The sequence below is a fragment of the Solibacillus sp. FSL W8-0474 genome (genome assembly GCF_038004065.1).
Classification (GTDB): Bacteria; Bacillota; Bacilli; order Bacillales_A; family Planococcaceae; genus Solibacillus; species Solibacillus faecavium.
The window spans coordinates 2667791-2685012 of sequence record NZ_JBBOQJ010000001.1 but is presented as its reverse complement, the minus strand read 5'-3'; the positions used below and the strand labels follow the sequence as shown (position 1 = coordinate 2685012).

14 protein-coding genes are annotated in these 17222 nt (G+C 36.2%); 7 read left to right on the top strand and 7 right to left on the bottom strand.

The genetic code is table 11. From position 1 onward, the window contains the following. The first annotated feature begins 2 nt into the window (after positions 1-2). On the top strand, positions 3-3200 hold the full coding sequence (locus tag NYE67_RS13520) for a DEAD/DEAH box helicase (protein ID WP_339213232.1): 3198 nt from the start codon (positions 3-5) through the stop codon (positions 3198-3200). Between the two features lie 104 nt (positions 3201-3304). Here NYE67_RS13520 and NYE67_RS13515 read toward each other — a convergent pair whose 3' ends face one another. After that, positions 3305-3754: a universal stress protein gene (locus tag NYE67_RS13515; protein ID WP_191700390.1), complete on the bottom strand. Its 450-nt coding sequence runs from the start codon at positions 3752-3754 to the stop codon at positions 3305-3307. A gap of 136 nt (positions 3755-3890) precedes the next feature. Continuing rightward, the gene (locus NYE67_RS13510; RefSeq protein ID WP_191700389.1) at positions 3891-4487 is read right to left on the bottom strand and encodes a biotin transporter BioY; all 597 of its coding nucleotides are present in this window, start codon (positions 4485-4487) and stop codon (positions 3891-3893) included. Positions 4488-4691: 204 nt separating this feature from the next. On the opposite strand from NYE67_RS13510, the gene NYE67_RS13505 reads away from it, so the two are divergent. The 3 genes from NYE67_RS13505 (at position 4692) to NYE67_RS13495 (ending at position 7929) form a co-directional block, all read left to right on the top strand. Next, the gene (locus tag NYE67_RS13505; RefSeq protein ID WP_340730278.1) at positions 4692-6164 is read left to right on the top strand and encodes a protein adenylyltransferase SelO; all 1473 of its coding nucleotides are present in this window, start codon (positions 4692-4694) and stop codon (positions 6162-6164) included. A 147-nt stretch (positions 6165-6311) separates the two neighbouring features. Next, the gene (locus NYE67_RS13500; RefSeq protein WP_191700387.1) at positions 6312-6809 is read left to right on the top strand and encodes an RNA polymerase sigma factor; all 498 of its coding nucleotides are present in this window, start codon (positions 6312-6314) and stop codon (positions 6807-6809) included. Beyond that, positions 6796-7929 (top strand): hypothetical protein, encoded by a 1134-nt coding sequence (locus NYE67_RS13495; RefSeq protein ID WP_191700386.1) that lies wholly within the window; start codon positions 6796-6798, stop codon positions 7927-7929. Before NYE67_RS13500 ends, NYE67_RS13495 begins: the two co-directional genes overlap by 14 nt. A gap of 40 nt (positions 7930-7969) precedes the next feature. On the opposite strand, the gene nspC is transcribed toward NYE67_RS13495, so the two are convergent. From nspC to NYE67_RS13470, 5 genes are all read right to left on the bottom strand, one after another. Further along, the gene (gene nspC / locus NYE67_RS13490; protein WP_191700385.1) at positions 7970-9160 is read right to left on the bottom strand and encodes a carboxynorspermidine decarboxylase; all 1191 of its coding nucleotides are present in this window, start codon (positions 9158-9160) and stop codon (positions 7970-7972) included. Next, positions 9160-10389, bottom strand: coding sequence for a saccharopine dehydrogenase family protein (locus NYE67_RS13485; protein ID WP_191700384.1), 1230 nt, complete (start codon positions 10387-10389; stop codon positions 9160-9162). Before NYE67_RS13485 ends, nspC begins: the two co-directional genes overlap by 1 nt. Before the next feature lie 158 nt (positions 10390-10547). Continuing rightward, positions 10548-11024 carry a hypothetical protein gene (locus NYE67_RS13480; RefSeq protein WP_191700383.1) on the bottom strand — a complete coding sequence of 159 codons (477 nt, stop codon included), beginning with the start codon at positions 11022-11024 and terminating at the stop codon, positions 10548-10550. 108 nt (positions 11025-11132) lie between these two features. Continuing rightward, the gene (gene proC / locus NYE67_RS13475) at positions 11133-11942 is read right to left on the bottom strand and encodes a pyrroline-5-carboxylate reductase (protein ID WP_191700382.1); all 810 of its coding nucleotides are present in this window, start codon (positions 11940-11942) and stop codon (positions 11133-11135) included. Between the two features lie 370 nt (positions 11943-12312). Beyond that, entirely contained in the window at positions 12313-12771 is a 459-nt protein-coding gene (locus NYE67_RS13470) for a hypothetical protein (protein WP_191700381.1), read from the bottom strand. Between the two features lie 260 nt (positions 12772-13031). Between NYE67_RS13470 and NYE67_RS13465 the strand changes: the two genes are divergently transcribed. The 3 genes from NYE67_RS13465 to clpX all read left to right on the top strand — a co-directional run bounded on the left by NYE67_RS13465 (position 13032) and on the right by clpX (position 17108). Further along, complete coding sequence (locus NYE67_RS13465; protein WP_191700380.1) at positions 13032-14024, top strand: DUF3196 domain-containing protein; 993 nt, start codon at positions 13032-13034, stop codon at positions 14022-14024. Between the two features lie 109 nt (positions 14025-14133). After that, positions 14134-15423, top strand: a complete 1290-nt coding sequence (gene tig, locus NYE67_RS13460) for a trigger factor (RefSeq protein WP_191700379.1) — start codon at positions 14134-14136, stop codon at positions 15421-15423. 413 nt (positions 15424-15836) lie between these two features. Then, a complete protein-coding gene (gene clpX / locus NYE67_RS13455; RefSeq protein WP_191700378.1) occupies positions 15837-17108 on the top strand; it encodes an ATP-dependent protease ATP-binding subunit ClpX in 1272 nt (423 codons plus the stop codon). Positions 17109-17222: the final 114 nt, after the last annotated feature.

Sequence of the window (17222 nt, the reverse complement as noted above, 5' to 3'; positions counted from 1 at the left end):
GCATGGATATTAAACTTTCGGAAAATCAGATAAAAGATCTATGCGGGACCGTTTCTTTTAAAAAAGGACAGACTTTTTATCAAACAGGGAAAGTAAATTTCCTGCAATATACGGATATTTTCGGAGAAGCGGTTGTGAAAAGTACAGAACAATTCATTGTCCGTGTGGAAAAAGAGACTACTGGTAAGTTTAAAACCTCCTGTAGCTGCCCGACATTAGAGGGCTACAGTAAAAGCTGTCAACATGTTGCGGCGGTGCTTATTGCTATTTTAAATCGTAATAAAAAAACATCTCCTTCTTCGCATACGATTCCTATTGAGCAGAATTTAGATTTTGAAAATAGCTTTCTTTCTATTTTCAAAGAGCCAAAAGTACAAACGAGTCGTCAGCAACGCCATTTTGAAAAGCGAGAAATAATGGATGTGCACTTTTCGCTGACACCAGTCCAATCTATAGAAGGTGACACACTTTTTGCTATCCAGCTCCAAGTAAATGGGGAACGGGTGTTATCTATTCGTGATTTTTTAACACATATTAAAAATAAAAAATCATATCGGATTTCAGAAAGAACGGTTTATAACTTTGAGCGATTCTGCTTCGAAACACAGCACGATGCTATGATACAGCTCCTTATCAAAATAGTAGAAGACGATGCATTATATATAGAAACTACGCAAAATAAGCCAATCCATTTTAAAGAACATCTATTGGTCATTCCGCCATCATCATGGCATCACCTTGCTTCATTACTCTCGGAAATAAAAGATGTTTCAGTCAATTATCAAAATGAAAGCTATATTGGGATTAAACTTTTAGCTCGACCTACAGCGCTTCATTTTTTCATCAATGAAAAAGGTGAGCATTATGAGCTTACTATAGAAGGAATTGAACGAACGGTCTTACTACGTAGTTATCACTTAGTACTGTTTGATGGAGAAATGACACAAATTAGCGATGAAAGTATGACGCAACTATTGGAATTAAAGAAAATACTTCAACAGCAATCCAAGTTAATAATCGAGCAATCACATTGGAACTACTTTTTAGAGCAGATTATTCCGAAGTTGAAAAAGATCGGTAACGTTACAATGGATAGAGCCCTTTCATTACAGCAAATGCAAACACCATTAGTTGCTAATGTTTATTTAGATCGTGTGAATAATCGCTTTCTTGCAGGTTTGGAGTTTCAATATGGGCAGTTTGTTATTCAACCATTAAGTGAATATGACATATCGGATGAAGTGCTAATTATTCGAGATATTGAAAAGGAGTCAACTATTTTAGCGTTGATGGATGAAAGTGGATTTACGAAAACAGATGGCGGTTACTATATGCAAAATGAGGAGCTCGAATATAATTTTTTATTTCACCAACTTCCGAAATTAACAAAGCTCGCTCAAATTTATGCAACAAATTCTGTTAAATTACGTATTGCAAAGGAAAATAACTTCCCTAAAATTCGAGTAAATGTACAAAAAGAACGGACAAATTGGCTTGAATTTAAATTTGAAATGGATGGGGTTTCGAATAAGCAGATAAAAGAAATTTTAGCGGCTATTAAAGTGAAGCAAAAATATTACCGACTGAAAGATGGAGCATTGCTGTCATTGGAAACGAGGGAAATAGAAGAAATTCAGCGCTTTTTAAGAGCCATACCAGCACAAGATGATGAATACGAATTAACGTTTAACATGCCGATTTTAGATAGCTTGCCGTTTTTGGAGCAATTTGAAGAGAGTACAATTTTTGAAGCGGAACAATCGTTTAAAGAATTTACCGGACAATTGTTAAATCCAGCATCACTAACGTTCGAAGTTCCGCCAAGTCTACAATCTATTCTTAGAGATTATCAAAAGCATGGTTACAATTGGTTAAAATTACTTTCCAATTATGGATTTGGCGGTGTACTTGCAGATGATATGGGACTTGGCAAAACGATTCAAAGTATTGCGTTTATCTTGTCCGAATTAGAAATAGTCCGTGCGAATAAACAACCTGTATTAATCGTTTGTCCATCATCACTTTCTTACAATTGGCTATATGAGTTCATGCAATTTGCTCCAGAAGTTGAAGCAATTGTTGTGGATGGGGATGTGTCAGAGAGAAGGGCCCTACTGCGATCAATGGAAGAACAAGATGTTGTAATTACAACATATCCGTTATTGCGACGTGATATATCATTTTATGAACGACAACATTTCCATACGGTATTTTTTGATGAGGCACAGGCATTTAAAAATCCGGTAACTCAAACGGCACGTACAGTCAAAAAAATTAACGCGACCAACCGTTTTGCCTTAACGGGTACACCAATTGAAAATTCCTTGTCCGAATTATGGTCAATCTATCGCGTTGTTTTTCCTCAGCTATTCCGGGAGCTAGAAGAGTTCCGACATATGCAACGGAAAGATATTGCACGTAGAGTTCGACCGTTTTTGTTGCGCCGTATGAAAGAACAGGTGCTGAACGAGCTTCCTCAAAAAGAGGAAATAATCGAAAAAACGGAACTTTTTCCCGAGCAAAAAGCGTTATATGCAGCGTATTTGGCAAAGTTACGGGTGGATACAATGAAACATTTAGACAAAGAGACGTTTCATAAAAATCGTATTCGAATTTTGGCGGGCATAACCCGACTACGGCAAATTTGCTGTCACCCGGCCCTATTTGTCGAAGGTTATAAAGGAAGTTCTGCAAAATTTGAGCAGTTGTTTCACCTGTTGGAGCAATCGAAAGCATCAGGTCGCCGTGTGCTAATATTTTCGCAGTTTACGCAAATGCTGAAAATGATTGCAACTGAGCTATCCAAGCGTGGGGAATCGTATTTTTACCTGGATGGTCAAACTCCATCAGAGGAGCGTGTAACTCTTTGCAATGCTTTTAATAATGGAGAGCGCGATTTGTTTTTAATTTCGTTAAAAGCAGGAGGAACAGGGTTGAATTTAACAGGGGCAGATACCGTGATTTTATATGATTTATGGTGGAACCCGGCAGTAGAGGAACAAGCAGCTGACCGTGCGCATCGAATGGGACAAAAGGAAGTTGTACAAGTTATCAAACTTATTACAAATGGGACGATAGAGGAAAAGATGAGTGAACTTCAGCAAAAAAAGAAACTGCTCATTTCCGATATTTTGGATGGAGATGACCAGTCTAACAGTAGATTAACCGAGCAAGACATCCGTGAAATTTTAATGATTTAACTTTTTGCATATGTTCACGTAAGAGGAGCTTTTAAAAGTAAGTTCGCATCGTGCATAATTTAAAAAGGTTATGAGGACATTAATTAGCCTCATAACCTTTTTTCCTATTTGATAGGTGTACGTACAATTAATACATCACAAGTTGCATGTCGGACGATTGCTTCAGTACTGGAGCCCATGAACATTTGCTCCATTGCATTTAAACCTGTTGCACCACAAATAATAATATCTGCAGGCGCATGTTCTGAAAGCTTTTTGGATAAAACATTTTTCGGAGTACCTTTAGTTAAAATCTTATTAACATTTACAATGCCAGCTTCTTTTGCTTCTAATTCATAGCGGTCCAATAACACTTCACCGTGCTTACGGACTAATTCGACCATATTATCATAAAGCATATCAAAAGATGCGGAAAAGCTTGTATCGATTACGTGGATGATATGTAAAGTCGAGCCAATATTACGTTTTGCTACATCAATTGATTTTTGAAAAGCGAGTTCGCCTAACTCAGAGCCATCTACTGCCACAACGATATTTTGATAATGATTTGCCATACGGAATTCCTCCTTTATCAATATGATAAATTATATCAAATAAATAGATTTCGGTATAATGATGGCGCCAAAATATTGTATAAAAAAGGATAAATGTGTCCAGCAAAAAGCAGTTTCTCTCCACATTTCCAACTGTTTACGAGTGTTTAATCGGAAGGATCTTTAAAACTTTTTGAATACGGAAAGCAAAGAATCCTGCAAAAATAGCTAGAATAATATCTTTTGGCATCGGTGGAATCATCCATAACCAAGCCAGTTTGTAGGAAAATCCTTCTGGCGCCGCTGCCCATAATGTATAAGCAAAATACATCCAAGTTGTTCCTAGAATATAATTAATAGCCATCGCTATAACTGCCGCAATAATATAGGCAAGTCTAGTTTTGTATGTTTCAGCGATTTTACCGGCAATATAGGCACTAACGATAAATGTAACAATAAAACCGAATGTCGGTAGCAAAATTGCTGAGAAGCCACCTGTAAATTTTGAAAACACCGGTGCACCAGCAAGTCCAATAGCCATGTATACAGTACAAGCAATGGCTCCTTTTTTAGATCCTAGAACTAATCCTGCTAAAATAGCAAAAAAAGTTTGTAATGTAATTGGTACACCACCCACTGTTAAGAAGGGTGCAAATGATGTTATGTTTGCACCAATCATAATTAATGTTGCAAACAAAGCACTGTAAATTAAATCTACTGTTTTAAAGGTTTGTGTTTTGTGAACGGTTTCCATTTTCTAACCCCTTTGTTAACTAGAATATTTTTTCGGTTAACGTAAATATAAAATGTAAAACGAGTTGTGTCAACTAAAATTTATTTTTGGTTAACTAAAATGAGACTAGATTACAGTTTTCGTTTTAAAAGACCGGATTTTGGTTAACTAATCTTAAAAGGTTTATAATAAATGTATCAACTAAAAGAAATGAGGCGAAAAACAATGACAGAAAAAGAAGACAATTTTGGTTTTCGTTTTGATAATAGTTATATGAATTTGCCACAAATGTTTTATACCGAGATAGCGGCAAATAAAGTTACTGCACCAGCGATTGTCCTTTTTAATCGTACGCTAGCAGATAGAATGGATTTAGATGCAAATGAATTAAAAGAGCAAGGGGCGGCAATTTTAGCCGGACATGAAATGCCTTCAGGGGCAGCGCAAATTGCCCAAGCATATGCGGGACATCAATTTGGCCATTTCAATATGTTAGGAGATGGACGAGCACTATTAATTGGCGAGCATATTACAAAAGATGGGGAACGCTATGATATTCAATTAAAAGGCTCAGGGCGCACACCGTATTCACGAGGGGGAGACGGAAGAGCGGCATTAGGTCCAATGTTGAGAGAATTTATTATTAGCGAAGCGATGCATGCACTTTCAATTCCTACCACACGTAGCTTAGCGATTGCTGCAACAGGGGATGTTATTTATCGTGAAAAGGCACTTGATGGTGCTGTTTTAACCCGTATAGCGGCTAGTCATTTGCGCGTCGGTACATTTCAATATGCAGCTCAATTTGGAGAATTGTCTGACGTAAAAGCATTAGCGGATTATGCGATAGACCGGCACTATCCTAAGATTCGTAAAGTAGATAATCCTTATACTCCTTATATTGCATTATTAGAAACTGTATTAGAAAAGCAAGCGGCACTAATTGCAAAATGGCAAAGTGTTGGCTTTATTCACGGTGTAATGAATACGGATAACATGACAATAAGCGGTGAAACAATAGATTATGGTCCATGTGCTTTTATGGATACGTATGACACATCTACTGTATTTAGTTCAATTGATACTCAAGGACGTTATGCTTATGGTAACCAACCTGCAATTGCTGCTTGGAATTTAACACGATTTGCAGAAAGTTTATTGCCAATAATTCATGAGGATGAAGAAGAGGCGGTTCGTTTAGCACAAGGTATTCTAGAAAAATTCCCTTCTGTTTATGAAGTACATTATTATAGTGAAATGCGTGAAAAGCTCGGACTTCTCTATCCGGGTGATCAGGATGAACAGCTTATTAACGATTTGCTTCAGTTAATGGAATACAATGAAGCGGACTATACGAATACGTTTCGTTCATTGGCAGAGGGAGAACGACCAAACAATAAATTATTCCAATCAGAACAGTTCAAACAATGGGAAAAAGCCTGGTTCGAGCGTATTGATCAACAGGACATGACAAAAGAAGAAACTTTACAGGTGATGAAATCGGTTAATCCTTCCGTAATTCCAAGAAATCATTTAGTAGAACAAGCTATAGAAGAATTTATTGCAGGCAATCCTTCAATGTTTGCCGAAATGCTTCAAGTCTTATCAAATCCCTATGATACAAATGAACAGTTTTCAAAATATACACAGCCGCCAACAGATGAAGAACCACCATTTGTCAGCTATTGCGGCACATAAAAATCGAGCGCGGTACAACGTTAAAGTTGAAACCGTGCTCTTTTTTTGTATCATAATTAGCCTTGAAGAAATTATTATGGAAGATTTTGAACAATTTTTTAAAAAGCAAACGTCTAAGTTGTAGAATTGAAAAGAGGTGAGTGGTCGGTGGAGGAAATTGTAGAACAATATGGAGAATATTTATATCATTTTAGCTATTTATACGTAAAGGATCGTCAAATTGCAGAGGAAATTACACAGGACGTCTTAATGAAGTTTCTATTACATAAAGAAAATTTCCGTAGTGAAGCTTCACTGAAAACCTATTTAACTCGTATAGCGATTAATTGTTGTCATGATGAGCTACGCAAACAAAAGAGAAAAGCACTTCTAACAAAATTAATACCAATCCGTAAAAATGTACCTTCAAGTGAACAAGCATATTTAGAGATAGAAGCTTTCACAACATTAAAACAACATATTTTCGCCTTGCCTGTTCATTATCGTGAGGTCATTATTTTATTTTACTATGAGGAATTTGAGGTATCAGAAATTGCTGATTTACTCATGGTTTCACAAAATACCGTTCGTACAAGAATTCGTCGGGCGAGAGAGCTTTTAAAAAATGATCAGGAATTGGAGGCGCTATTTTATGAAGGAATTTAAAAATCAGCTGAAGCGGGAATTGCAGCAGGATGCACCTTATACAACTGAGCTCAAGCAGCGATTGTTACAGACGAAGCGAAAGCCGAAAAAACGCAATTGGCAAGTACTATCGGTTTCTGTTGCAATGTGCTGTTTAATTGGAATGATAGTATATGCTCAGTTCGCCCCAAAGCAAAGTGTCCAGACAGCGAATGAAGGAGATCCACTATTGCCAATTATTAAGGATGTTACTGCGTTAGAGGTGATTAAACCCAAAACCGCGTATCTACTAGGTGAACAATGGATGCTGCATGGCTTTCGGATGGTGATAGACGAAGAGGCCAAAATTACATATGGAGATTATGTAGCATATTACGGTCCTGAGGGAATCGTTGTATCAACAGTGCTCGGTTTAGCGAATGATTCGGTGACAATGGATGAAGGGCAAATTCGAGTAAATGGTACGATATTAACTGTCCGAGGGCTTGGAAAGAAAATAGGGGAGGCAGAACAGAAAGATCCCTTTAAAAACCCGTATTATTTTTATGAGTGGGGTATACAATTCACACCTTTTGCCAATGAAACGGTAGATACCGCTAAGGACGAGCTGCTTGTTTACAATAAAGAAGACCATCAGCAATTATTAAAAATTAAGGATACTCAACTAGCCGGCAAGGTGACTGCTATTTATGCTCCAGATGAATTAGCGCTTACATTGACACCTGAAGAACAAGCTGTTTATGAGGAATTTAAAACGGATTATGATTTGGAACGCTTGCGTGGTATTTCACCCATTGCGATTACAAAAATGTTTTTATTAAGTGAAAGTGAACAAGATTATGAAACATATGAAGCCCTTTTTACAAATGTTGAAAATAAACACACTATTGAAGTAAAGCAGTATTATGAAACAACAAAAGCTGTCCGTCAACAGTTATATACACCAGAACTAAATCGTTTAATGATTGCAAGTGGCTTTAATGGTATAGAAAAGGCAACCTTTGAAGTGCGCTCAGAAACAGAAGGCTGGGTGGTTTATACTGGGGAAAATGGATTACCTGCAGAAGTGAGAATGGAAAAAAATGAGCAAGGAATATGGCAGCCATCGTTTAGTCGGCCTATTTATATTCCGCTTGAATAAAGAAAAAAGCAGAAACGCAATAAAACGTTTCTGCTTTTTCTTATGATAAGCGACCTTTATAATCTTCAAACTGGAATGAACGAATAACTTTTATTCCTTGTTCATCATTGTACGTGCAAATACTCGGCAAGTTCACACCGTTGAACATATGCGTTTTTACCATTGTATAATGGGCCATGTCAGTAAAGACGATTTTGTCGCCTGCTTTAAGTGGCTCATCGAATGAGTAATCTCCAATAATATCGCCAGCTAAGCATGTCATACCACCTAAGCGGTACGTATATGCTTTTTCATTTGGTTGACCAGAACCGATAATATGTGCGCGGTATGGCATCTCAAGCGTATCCGGCATATGACAAGTAGCAGAAGAGTCTACGATTGCAAGCTCCATACCGTTATGAACGATATCAAGCACTGTTGCTACTAAATAACCTGTATTCAGTGCAATTGCTTCACCTGGCTCTAAAATTACTTTCACATCATATGTTTCCTGAATACGATTAATTAACGACACTAAAAGTTCTACGTTATAACCCGGTTTCGTAATATGATGACCACCACCGAAGTTAATCCATTTCATCTGGTGTAAGTACTTTCCGTATTTTTCTTCAAAATGAACTAAAATACGTTCCAGCACTTCCGCACCCTGCTCACACATAGCGTGGAAATGAATACCTTCCACACCGTCTAGCTCATCTGGCTGGAATGATTCAAACGGGATACCTAAACGTGAATTAATGTAGCATGGATCATAAAGTGGTGTTTCCACCTCTGAATAGCCCGGGTTTACACGTAAGCCGATTGAAATATTTTTCTCATGATTCAACACTTTGTCTTTATATTTATTTAACTGATCAAAAGAGTTAAATACAATATGGTCGACATATGTTAAATATTCATCAATTTCATGTTCTGCATAAGCAGGGGCATAAGCATGTACTTCCTTACCGAATTCTTCATAGCCAAGACGTGCTTCGAATAATGAAGAAGACGTAATGCCAGCTAAATAATTGCGCGCCATCGGAAATGTTGACCACATTGAAAACCCTTTAAGTGCAAGTAAAATATCACAATTTGTACGATCCTGTACAGATTTTAATAGCTTTAAATTGCGCTCGAGTAATCGCTCGTCAACTACGAATGCCGGAGACGGAGCCTGTGACCAATCGATGCCCGTTTCTTCTGCTAAAGCTTCCTCCATAATAGGCTTCTTCATTTTTACATCAGCCATTATTTTGTTACTCCGTTAGAAGTGAATTCTAAGTCGATTAATTCAGGATTTTCAGTTTCGTGCCATGGTAAGCCCCATTTGTTTAAAGCGTCCATGAATGGATCTGGATTGAAGTCTTCCACATTCCATACACCTGGTTTTTGCCATTCGCCGTTCATTACAAGCATAGCGCCGATCATTGCCGGTACACCAGTTGTGTAAGAAATCGCCTGTGAGCCAACTTCTCTGTAGCATTCTTGGTGATCACATACATTGTATACATAGTAAGTTTTTTCTTTACCGTCTTTAATACCGCGAACGATACAGCCGATGTTTGTTTTACCTTTTGTAAGAGGTCCAAGTGTTGCTGGATCTGGTAAAACAGCTTTTAAAAATTGGATTGGCTGAATCATTTGTCCTTGGAATTCGATTGGCTCAATTGAAGTCATACCTACATTTTCTAGAACGTTTAAATGTGTTAAGTATTTTTCGCCAAACGTCATCCAGAAGCGGATTTGTTTTAAACCTTTAATGTTTTTCGCTAAAGATTCTAATTCTTCATGGTATAGAAGGTAGCAATCTTTTTCACCGATTTCCGGTAAGTTATAAACTGTTTTATATTCTAAAGGCTCCGTTTCAACCCACTCGCCATCTTTCCAGAAACGACCGTTCGCAGTAATTTCGCGAATGTTGATTTCCGGGTTGAAGTTTGTTGCGAATGGAAGTCCGTGGTCTCCACCATTAGCATCAACGATATCGATGTAATGAATTTCATCGAAATGATGCTTTTGTGCATGCGCTGTGAATACGCCTGTTACACCTGGGTCAAAACCTGAACCTAGAAGCGCAGTAATGCCTGCTTCTTCAAAACGTTCTTTATACGCCCATTGCCATTTATATTCGAATTTAGCAGTATCTAAAGGCTCGTAGTTTGCTGTATCTACATAATGAGTCTTAGTTGCTAAACATGCATCCATAATAGTTAAGTCTTGATATGGTAAAGCTACATTGATCACCACATCTGGATTAAATCCATTGATTAAGTCAATTAGTTCCTCGGTGTTATCCGCATCCACTTGTGCTGTATGAATAATCGTTTTTCCACCATCTAATTTTTCTTTTAAAGCATCACATTTAGACTTTGTTCGACTTGCGATCATAATCTCTTCGAATACTTCTGAGTTTTGTACACATTTATGTACGACAACGCTAGCTACACCGCCAGCTCCAATAATCAATGCTTTACCCAATTTCTTGTCACGCTCCCAATCTATAATTTAATTGTGTTTCAATTTGAAACAAGATTGATTATATAGAATAGTACGTGACTTAGCAATTATGTTCTCGTATTTTTTTACAAGTTTTAGAGATAATTATAAAAACATGCAAAACATAGTTGTTTTACATGTTAATGAGAAGAATTAATCATTTCAAGCAATAGATAATAATAGCGTAAATTAGCTTTAGTATGCTGAAGGATTTCATAGTAGGAATAACTTTTGAACAGGAACAGGCAAGAGATGAAGACGCAACTCAAATAGAGTGGGTGTTTTAAGCGCTTTGGTTTAGTTAGTATGAATGTTACTGTCAAAACGATTGTAAATAATATAAAGCAACTATAAAAGATTAATGGTAGAACGTTACTTGTAGCCTGTTCAATCAAGCTTCTGAACTGCAACAAGGCTTCAGCAGATTTTTCACTTTCTTTAATCTGCAGAAATTGATCTTCAAACTGAATGTTCCAAAAAATTTTATCGTTTTGTTCTATTATTTCATATTGGTATTGAAGTGCATGCCCTTTTTCACCGGTTGCTGCTTCACTTGAAGCGGAAATAAGAAAGGAACTGAATAGGATAATGGCTAAGACTCGCAACGTTAAAGTCATGATACACCTCTTATTGAATGATTTACTAAATAAAGGTAATTATACTATGATAAAAAAGTAAAGCAAGATGAAAAAACCTAGTGAAATTTGATTTCACTAGGTAATAGACTATTTAACTGTTTGCTTTTGAAGAACAGTATCGCGGTTTGTAACGGCATCAACTGCTTCATATATTGTACTTTCGAAATGGTTCACTTGCAGGGATGTGACACCTTGAATTGTCGTTCCACCTGGAGAGCATACTTGATCGATTAATTGCCATGGGTGGGAGTCAGATTGTAATACCATTTTAGCACTACCCAATACAGAACTTGCTGCAATTTTAAGTGCCATATCTTTTGGCATACCTTCGCGGACAGCAGCACGTGCCAACGAATCAATGTACAGGTAAGTAAAGGCCGGGGAGGCGCAACCAATCGTAGTAAATATTGAAAATAATTCTTCAGGAAGTTCATCAATCGTTCCTACTGTAGCAAACAGCTTTTCAACAATAGCTTTTTGTTCGTCATTTCCTATGATTGTTGAAAAACAGCTTGTAGATGCGCCAATAGTTGAATTTATATTAGGCATGACACGGAAAATAGGCGTCTGTACCCCAAGCTCACGATGTAAATAGTCAAGTGATTTTCCGGCAGCAATCGAAATAACAATATGATTGCTCTTTAAATTTTGTTGAATTGCTGGAATTACTTGATCAAACATTTGAGGCTTTACTGCAATAATAACGACATCTACTTGTGACATGAGATGCTCTATTGAATCTGCAGTTTGGATCCCATATTGGCTGATGAGTGCCTCTGTTTTTTCGATGCTACGATTAATCCCATATACATCTGTAGCATTAAATTGTCCACTTGTAATCATTCCATTAATAATCGCGTTGGCCATGTTTCCAAGACCGATAAATCCGAATTTCATAAATATATCCCACTTTCATTCATTAAAAATATGCATAGCGCTTAGTATACAGCACTGAAAGTTCAATGCAAATAGAACGTATTATCAGCAAAAAAGATTAAAAAAATGAGCCTGGGACAAAATGAAAAACATCTATTTTTTCAAAGAAAAAATAGATGTTTTTCTGCTTCTGCCAGAATTGATTTCCGTTACGGGGACGCTTTCCAGGGGCACGGCCTGAGCCTGTAGTCTCAGGCGTCGTGCTATTCCCCCAGGAGTCGCCCCTTCACTCCAATCAATTCATATAATATCAATTTCTTAATAAGAGTATTTCCCTTTTACAAAGAAATTTCTACTTATGTCCCAGCCTCATGCTATGTACTCTATTATTTTATAAAAAATATGCGTTTTTAATCCCGACAGGCCAGTCGACTAGTTGATCATTGTCGGCTTTTACTTCCAAGACTAATATTTCATTTTCGATCGCTTCTAATAGCCACTCACTGTATAATAACAACGGCTTATCATTTGTTACTAACTTTTTTAGTTCATTATTTGTAATCGTTAAAATTTCGTATTCACAGGTAAGGTGTATGTGCTGAGGTAAAACCGTGATGGATCCAATTTTAATCGTCCCTGGAATTGTTCCTTCGATTTCAATAATATAAGTAGTTACGCTTTGTCCTTTATAATCAACAATCGTTTCCGTTATGAAATCAAATTTTACTGGATACTCTACATCGTTTACAATTGCTGTACTTCGACTTACTACACTAATCGGCAGCTTTTCCAATGAATTTTCGAACCGATTTTTAAAATGTAGCAGTACATTTTCCGATAGTACTACCATAATAGACACTCCTTTTATGAATAGTGGATGTTTTTTACTACGATTATTTACTAAGTAGAATGGGAATATTGAATTAGAGCCTTAAATAATAGCGAGAATTTCAAAAATACTAGTACTTAGTATATAACTTTTTTTAGTATTGTAAATTAATATAAGTATAAATTTTGTGAACATATTGTTGAAATATGGTAACAACGTTAAAATAAGTGCAATTGATAAAGGATGCGAAGATTACCTTTGTCATCAATGGAGTGATTACGATGAAAGAAAACAGTAACAACACAAACAAAAGAAAAGTAATTTTATTTCCGGGTACAGTAGATCGACTATTTAATGAAGCGAAACATTTAGCCGAGACGTTCCATTATAAAGAAGCGAATGAATTATTTGAGCAAGCATTGCTATTAGGAGAAGGGGATGAATTATCACTTAGTGTTTTTGCCTATTCTTTATATGAAGTAAAAAATTTTGAAAGGGCAAAACAAATATGTGAAGAACTATTGGCAATTGGTCCAAGTATGTATTTTGAAGTGATGGAACTTTACTTAACAATTTGTATGCAATTGCGCCAATTTAAACAAGTGGAGAAAATTATTGAATCATTGTTTGATGAAGAGTTAATACCAGAGCATGAAGTCGAAAAGTTTGAGCGTTTAAAAAACTTAAATGCGCATATAGCAGAAAACCAGGAATCTCAGTTACAGTCTCCTCCATTAGCCGATATTGAAGAGAATTTTGATATTATCGCAAGTGAGTTCCTGAAGTTATCTGTACAAGAACAGCTGATGTTGATAAATGAGCTGCCTGAAATGAATATTCGTCCATATATAACAGAAATTAAAGCCGTTATTGAATCAGAAAATGTGCACCCTTTTATTCAAAGTTTGTTGCTTATTTTGCTGGTGGAACAGGAAGTTAATCTGGATTTGAATATAGCTAAATTTAACATGATAAGGGAGATCAATCCGGCAGAATTACCTTTGCCAACAAAAATGCCCCAATATGAGGAAATTGCAGCGATTATAACGGAAACACTATTACAAGAACCCTCTACACTGGAGTTTGTGCAGCAATTAATGGCTAAGCATGCCATTGTCCTTTATCCGTTCGAATGGACTATTTTCCGAAGCGAGGATGTTGCACTAAGTTATATTGAATTTGTTAAATCCATGTTTGGTGAAACTGTGGAAATCAACGGTGAAATAGTAGAATTTTTACAGAACATAGAAAAAATATCAGATTTACAAGAGTAGTGAAAAAAGTTGAAACATTGTTCATCTATGTTATACTAAAATGGTTGTCAAACAATATATATGACGAGTTTGTTTATTCAAACGAATGTTAACTTTGGAGGTAATATATATGTCAGTAAAATGGGAAAAACAAGAAGGTAACGAAGGTTTATTAACTGTTACTGTAGAAGCAGCAGAAGTTGATAAAGCTTTAGACCAAGCTTTTAAAAAAGTAGTAAAACAAATTAACGTACCTGGTTTCCGTAAAGGGAAAATGCCTCGTAATGTATTCGAAAAAATGTACGGTGTAGAAGCTCTTTACCAAGATGCTTTAGAAATCGTTATCAACTCTTCATACCCAGTTGCTTTAGATGAAGCTGGTATTGAGCCAGTTGATTACCCAGAAATCGCTGGTACAGAAAACTTCGCTAAAGGTACTGACTTCACTTACACTGCAACAGTAACTGTGAAACCAGAACCAAAATTAGGCGAATATAAAGGTTTAGAAGTAACTAAACAAGCTACAGAAGTAACTGACGAAGAAGTTCAATCTTTAATCGATGCTCAATTAGCTAAAAAAGCTGAACTTGAAATCAAAGAAGATGAAGCAATCGTTGAAGGCGACACTGCTGTTATCGATTTCGAAGGTTTCGTAGGCGAAGAAGCATTTGAAGGTGGTAAAGGTGAAGATTACGCATTAGAAATCGGTTCTGGATCATTCATTCCAGGTTTCGAAGAGCAATTAGTAGGCGCTAAAACTGGCGAAACTAAAGATGTTGTAGTTACTTTCCCTGAAGAGTACCATGCTGCTGAATTAGCTGGTAAAGAAGCGAAATTCGTAGTAACAGTTAAAGAAGTAAAAACTAAAGTATTACCTGACTTAACAGATGAGTTCGCAAAAGAAATGGACCCAGAAGTTGAAACAGTAGAAGCTTTACGTACAAAATTAAAAGAAACTACTTTAGCTAACAAAGAAGCTGATTCTGAAGCATCATTACGTGATGAACTTGTAGAAAAAGCAGCTGCTAATGCAGAAGTTGAAATTCCACAAGGTATGATCAACACAGAAGTAGACCGTATGGTACAAGAGTTTGGTCAACGCTTACAAATGCAAGGTATGAACTTAGATTTATACTACCAATTCTCTGGTCAAGACGAAGAAGCATTACGCACTCAAATGGCTGAAGAAGCTGCAAACCGTGTTCGTGTAACATTAGTGTTGGAAGCGATTGGTCAAGCAGAAAATATTGAAGTAACTGAAGAAGACATCAATGTTGAGCTTGAAAAAATGGCTGCACAATTTGGTATGTCAAATGACCAAATTTTAACTGCTTTAGGCGGAACAAAAGTTCTTGAGAACGATATCCGTACACAAAAAACAGTTGAATTCCTAGTTGAAAACGCTAAAATTACTAACTAATTTATTTAATTTATTGAAACGTACTTTGTTTAATAACCATGGCTAACTATTAACATTGTCGATTATTATTAGTTTAATCACTGGGCTACCATCTTTTTATATATGAGTTAGCTAGTAATAAATAAATTAAATCAAAATTTTAACAAGGTGCGGTTTTTCCGTGCCTTGTTTTATCACTTAAAAATTTAAAAAGATAATATAGGTTAAATTATTTGTGATTTGAATACATACATATAATTGTTAGGGTATTTGAATATTTGTGGAGAAAAAGATACAATAAAATCCAATGAATGTTAAAGCACTAACGTGAAATTCATAAGACATAAATTAAGACAGTAACAATATGCAATCAATTTATTTGATAAAACAACTAGAATCTTGTAAGATTGTTGCTTGAATAGGGGTGAACCAAATTGTTTAAATTTAATGATGAAAAAGGCAATTTAAAATGCTCTTTTTGTGGTAAGCCACAAGAACAAGTTCGTAAACTGGTTGCAGGACCAGGCGTATATATTTGTGACGAATGTATCGAGCTTTGCTCAGAGATCGTAGTAGAAGAACTAGGAATCGAAGAGGAAATTGAGTTCAAAGATATTCCGAAGCCTAAAGAAATTTTAAATATATTAGGTGAATATGTTATCGGACAAGAACGGGCAAAAAAAGCTTTGGCAGTTGCTGTTTATAATCACTATAAACGTATTAATTCAAATTCGAAAATTGACGATGTTGAATTATCGAAATCAAATATTGTTTTAATCGGCCCAACTGGTAGCGGTAAAACTTTACTTGCTCAAACATTGGCACGTATTTTAAATGTACCATTCGCGATTGCTGACGCAACAAGCTTAACTGAAGCAGGTTATGTTGGTGAGGATGTTGAAAATATTCTTTTAAAATTAATCCAAGCTGCTGATTATGATATTGAGCGTGCCGAAAAAGGGATTATTTATATTGACGAGATTGATAAAGTGGCTCGTAAATCTGAAAATCCTTCAATTACACGCGATGTATCAGGTGAAGGTGTACAACAAGCTTTACTTAAAATTCTAGAAGGTACTGTAGCTAGCGTTCCTCCACAAGGCGGTCGTAAGCATCCACACCAAGAGTTTTTACAAATTGATACATCAAACATTCTTTTCATTGTTGGTGGAGCGTTTGATGGAATCGAGACGATTATTAAACGTCGTCAAGGTGAGAAAGTAATCGGATTTGCTTCTACTATAAATAACGGTGTTGATGAAGATGCTTCTATCATGTCCCAATTAATTCCGGAAGACTTATTGAAATTTGGACTTATTCCAGAATTTATCGGTCGTTTACCAGTATTGGCAACGTTAGAGCAGTTAAATGTAGATGCGTTAGTTCAAATTTTAACAGAGCCTAAAAACGCTTTGGCAAAACAATATCAAAAAATGCTAGAACTGGATAATGTTGAGCTTGAGTTTGAAGATGAGGCATTAGTTGAAATTGCAAAATTAGCGATCGAACGTAAAACAGGTGCTCGTGGACTTCGTTCTATTATCGAAGTAACAATGCTGGACGTTATGTTTGAATTACCTTCACGTGAAGACATTAAAAAATGTGTCATCACGGCAGAGACAATTCGTGATAAAGCAGAGCCAAAATTAATTTTGGATGATGGTTCAGTATTGAAAAAAGATGATAACGAAAAAACCTCAGCATAATTTTTGCTGAATGTTTCCAATTATGTAGCTGACTTAGACTTCTTAAGCAAGTCCAAAGTCAGCTTTTTCTTACAAAAAGGATATACATATTGGTTGGATGAAAATTTTATGAAT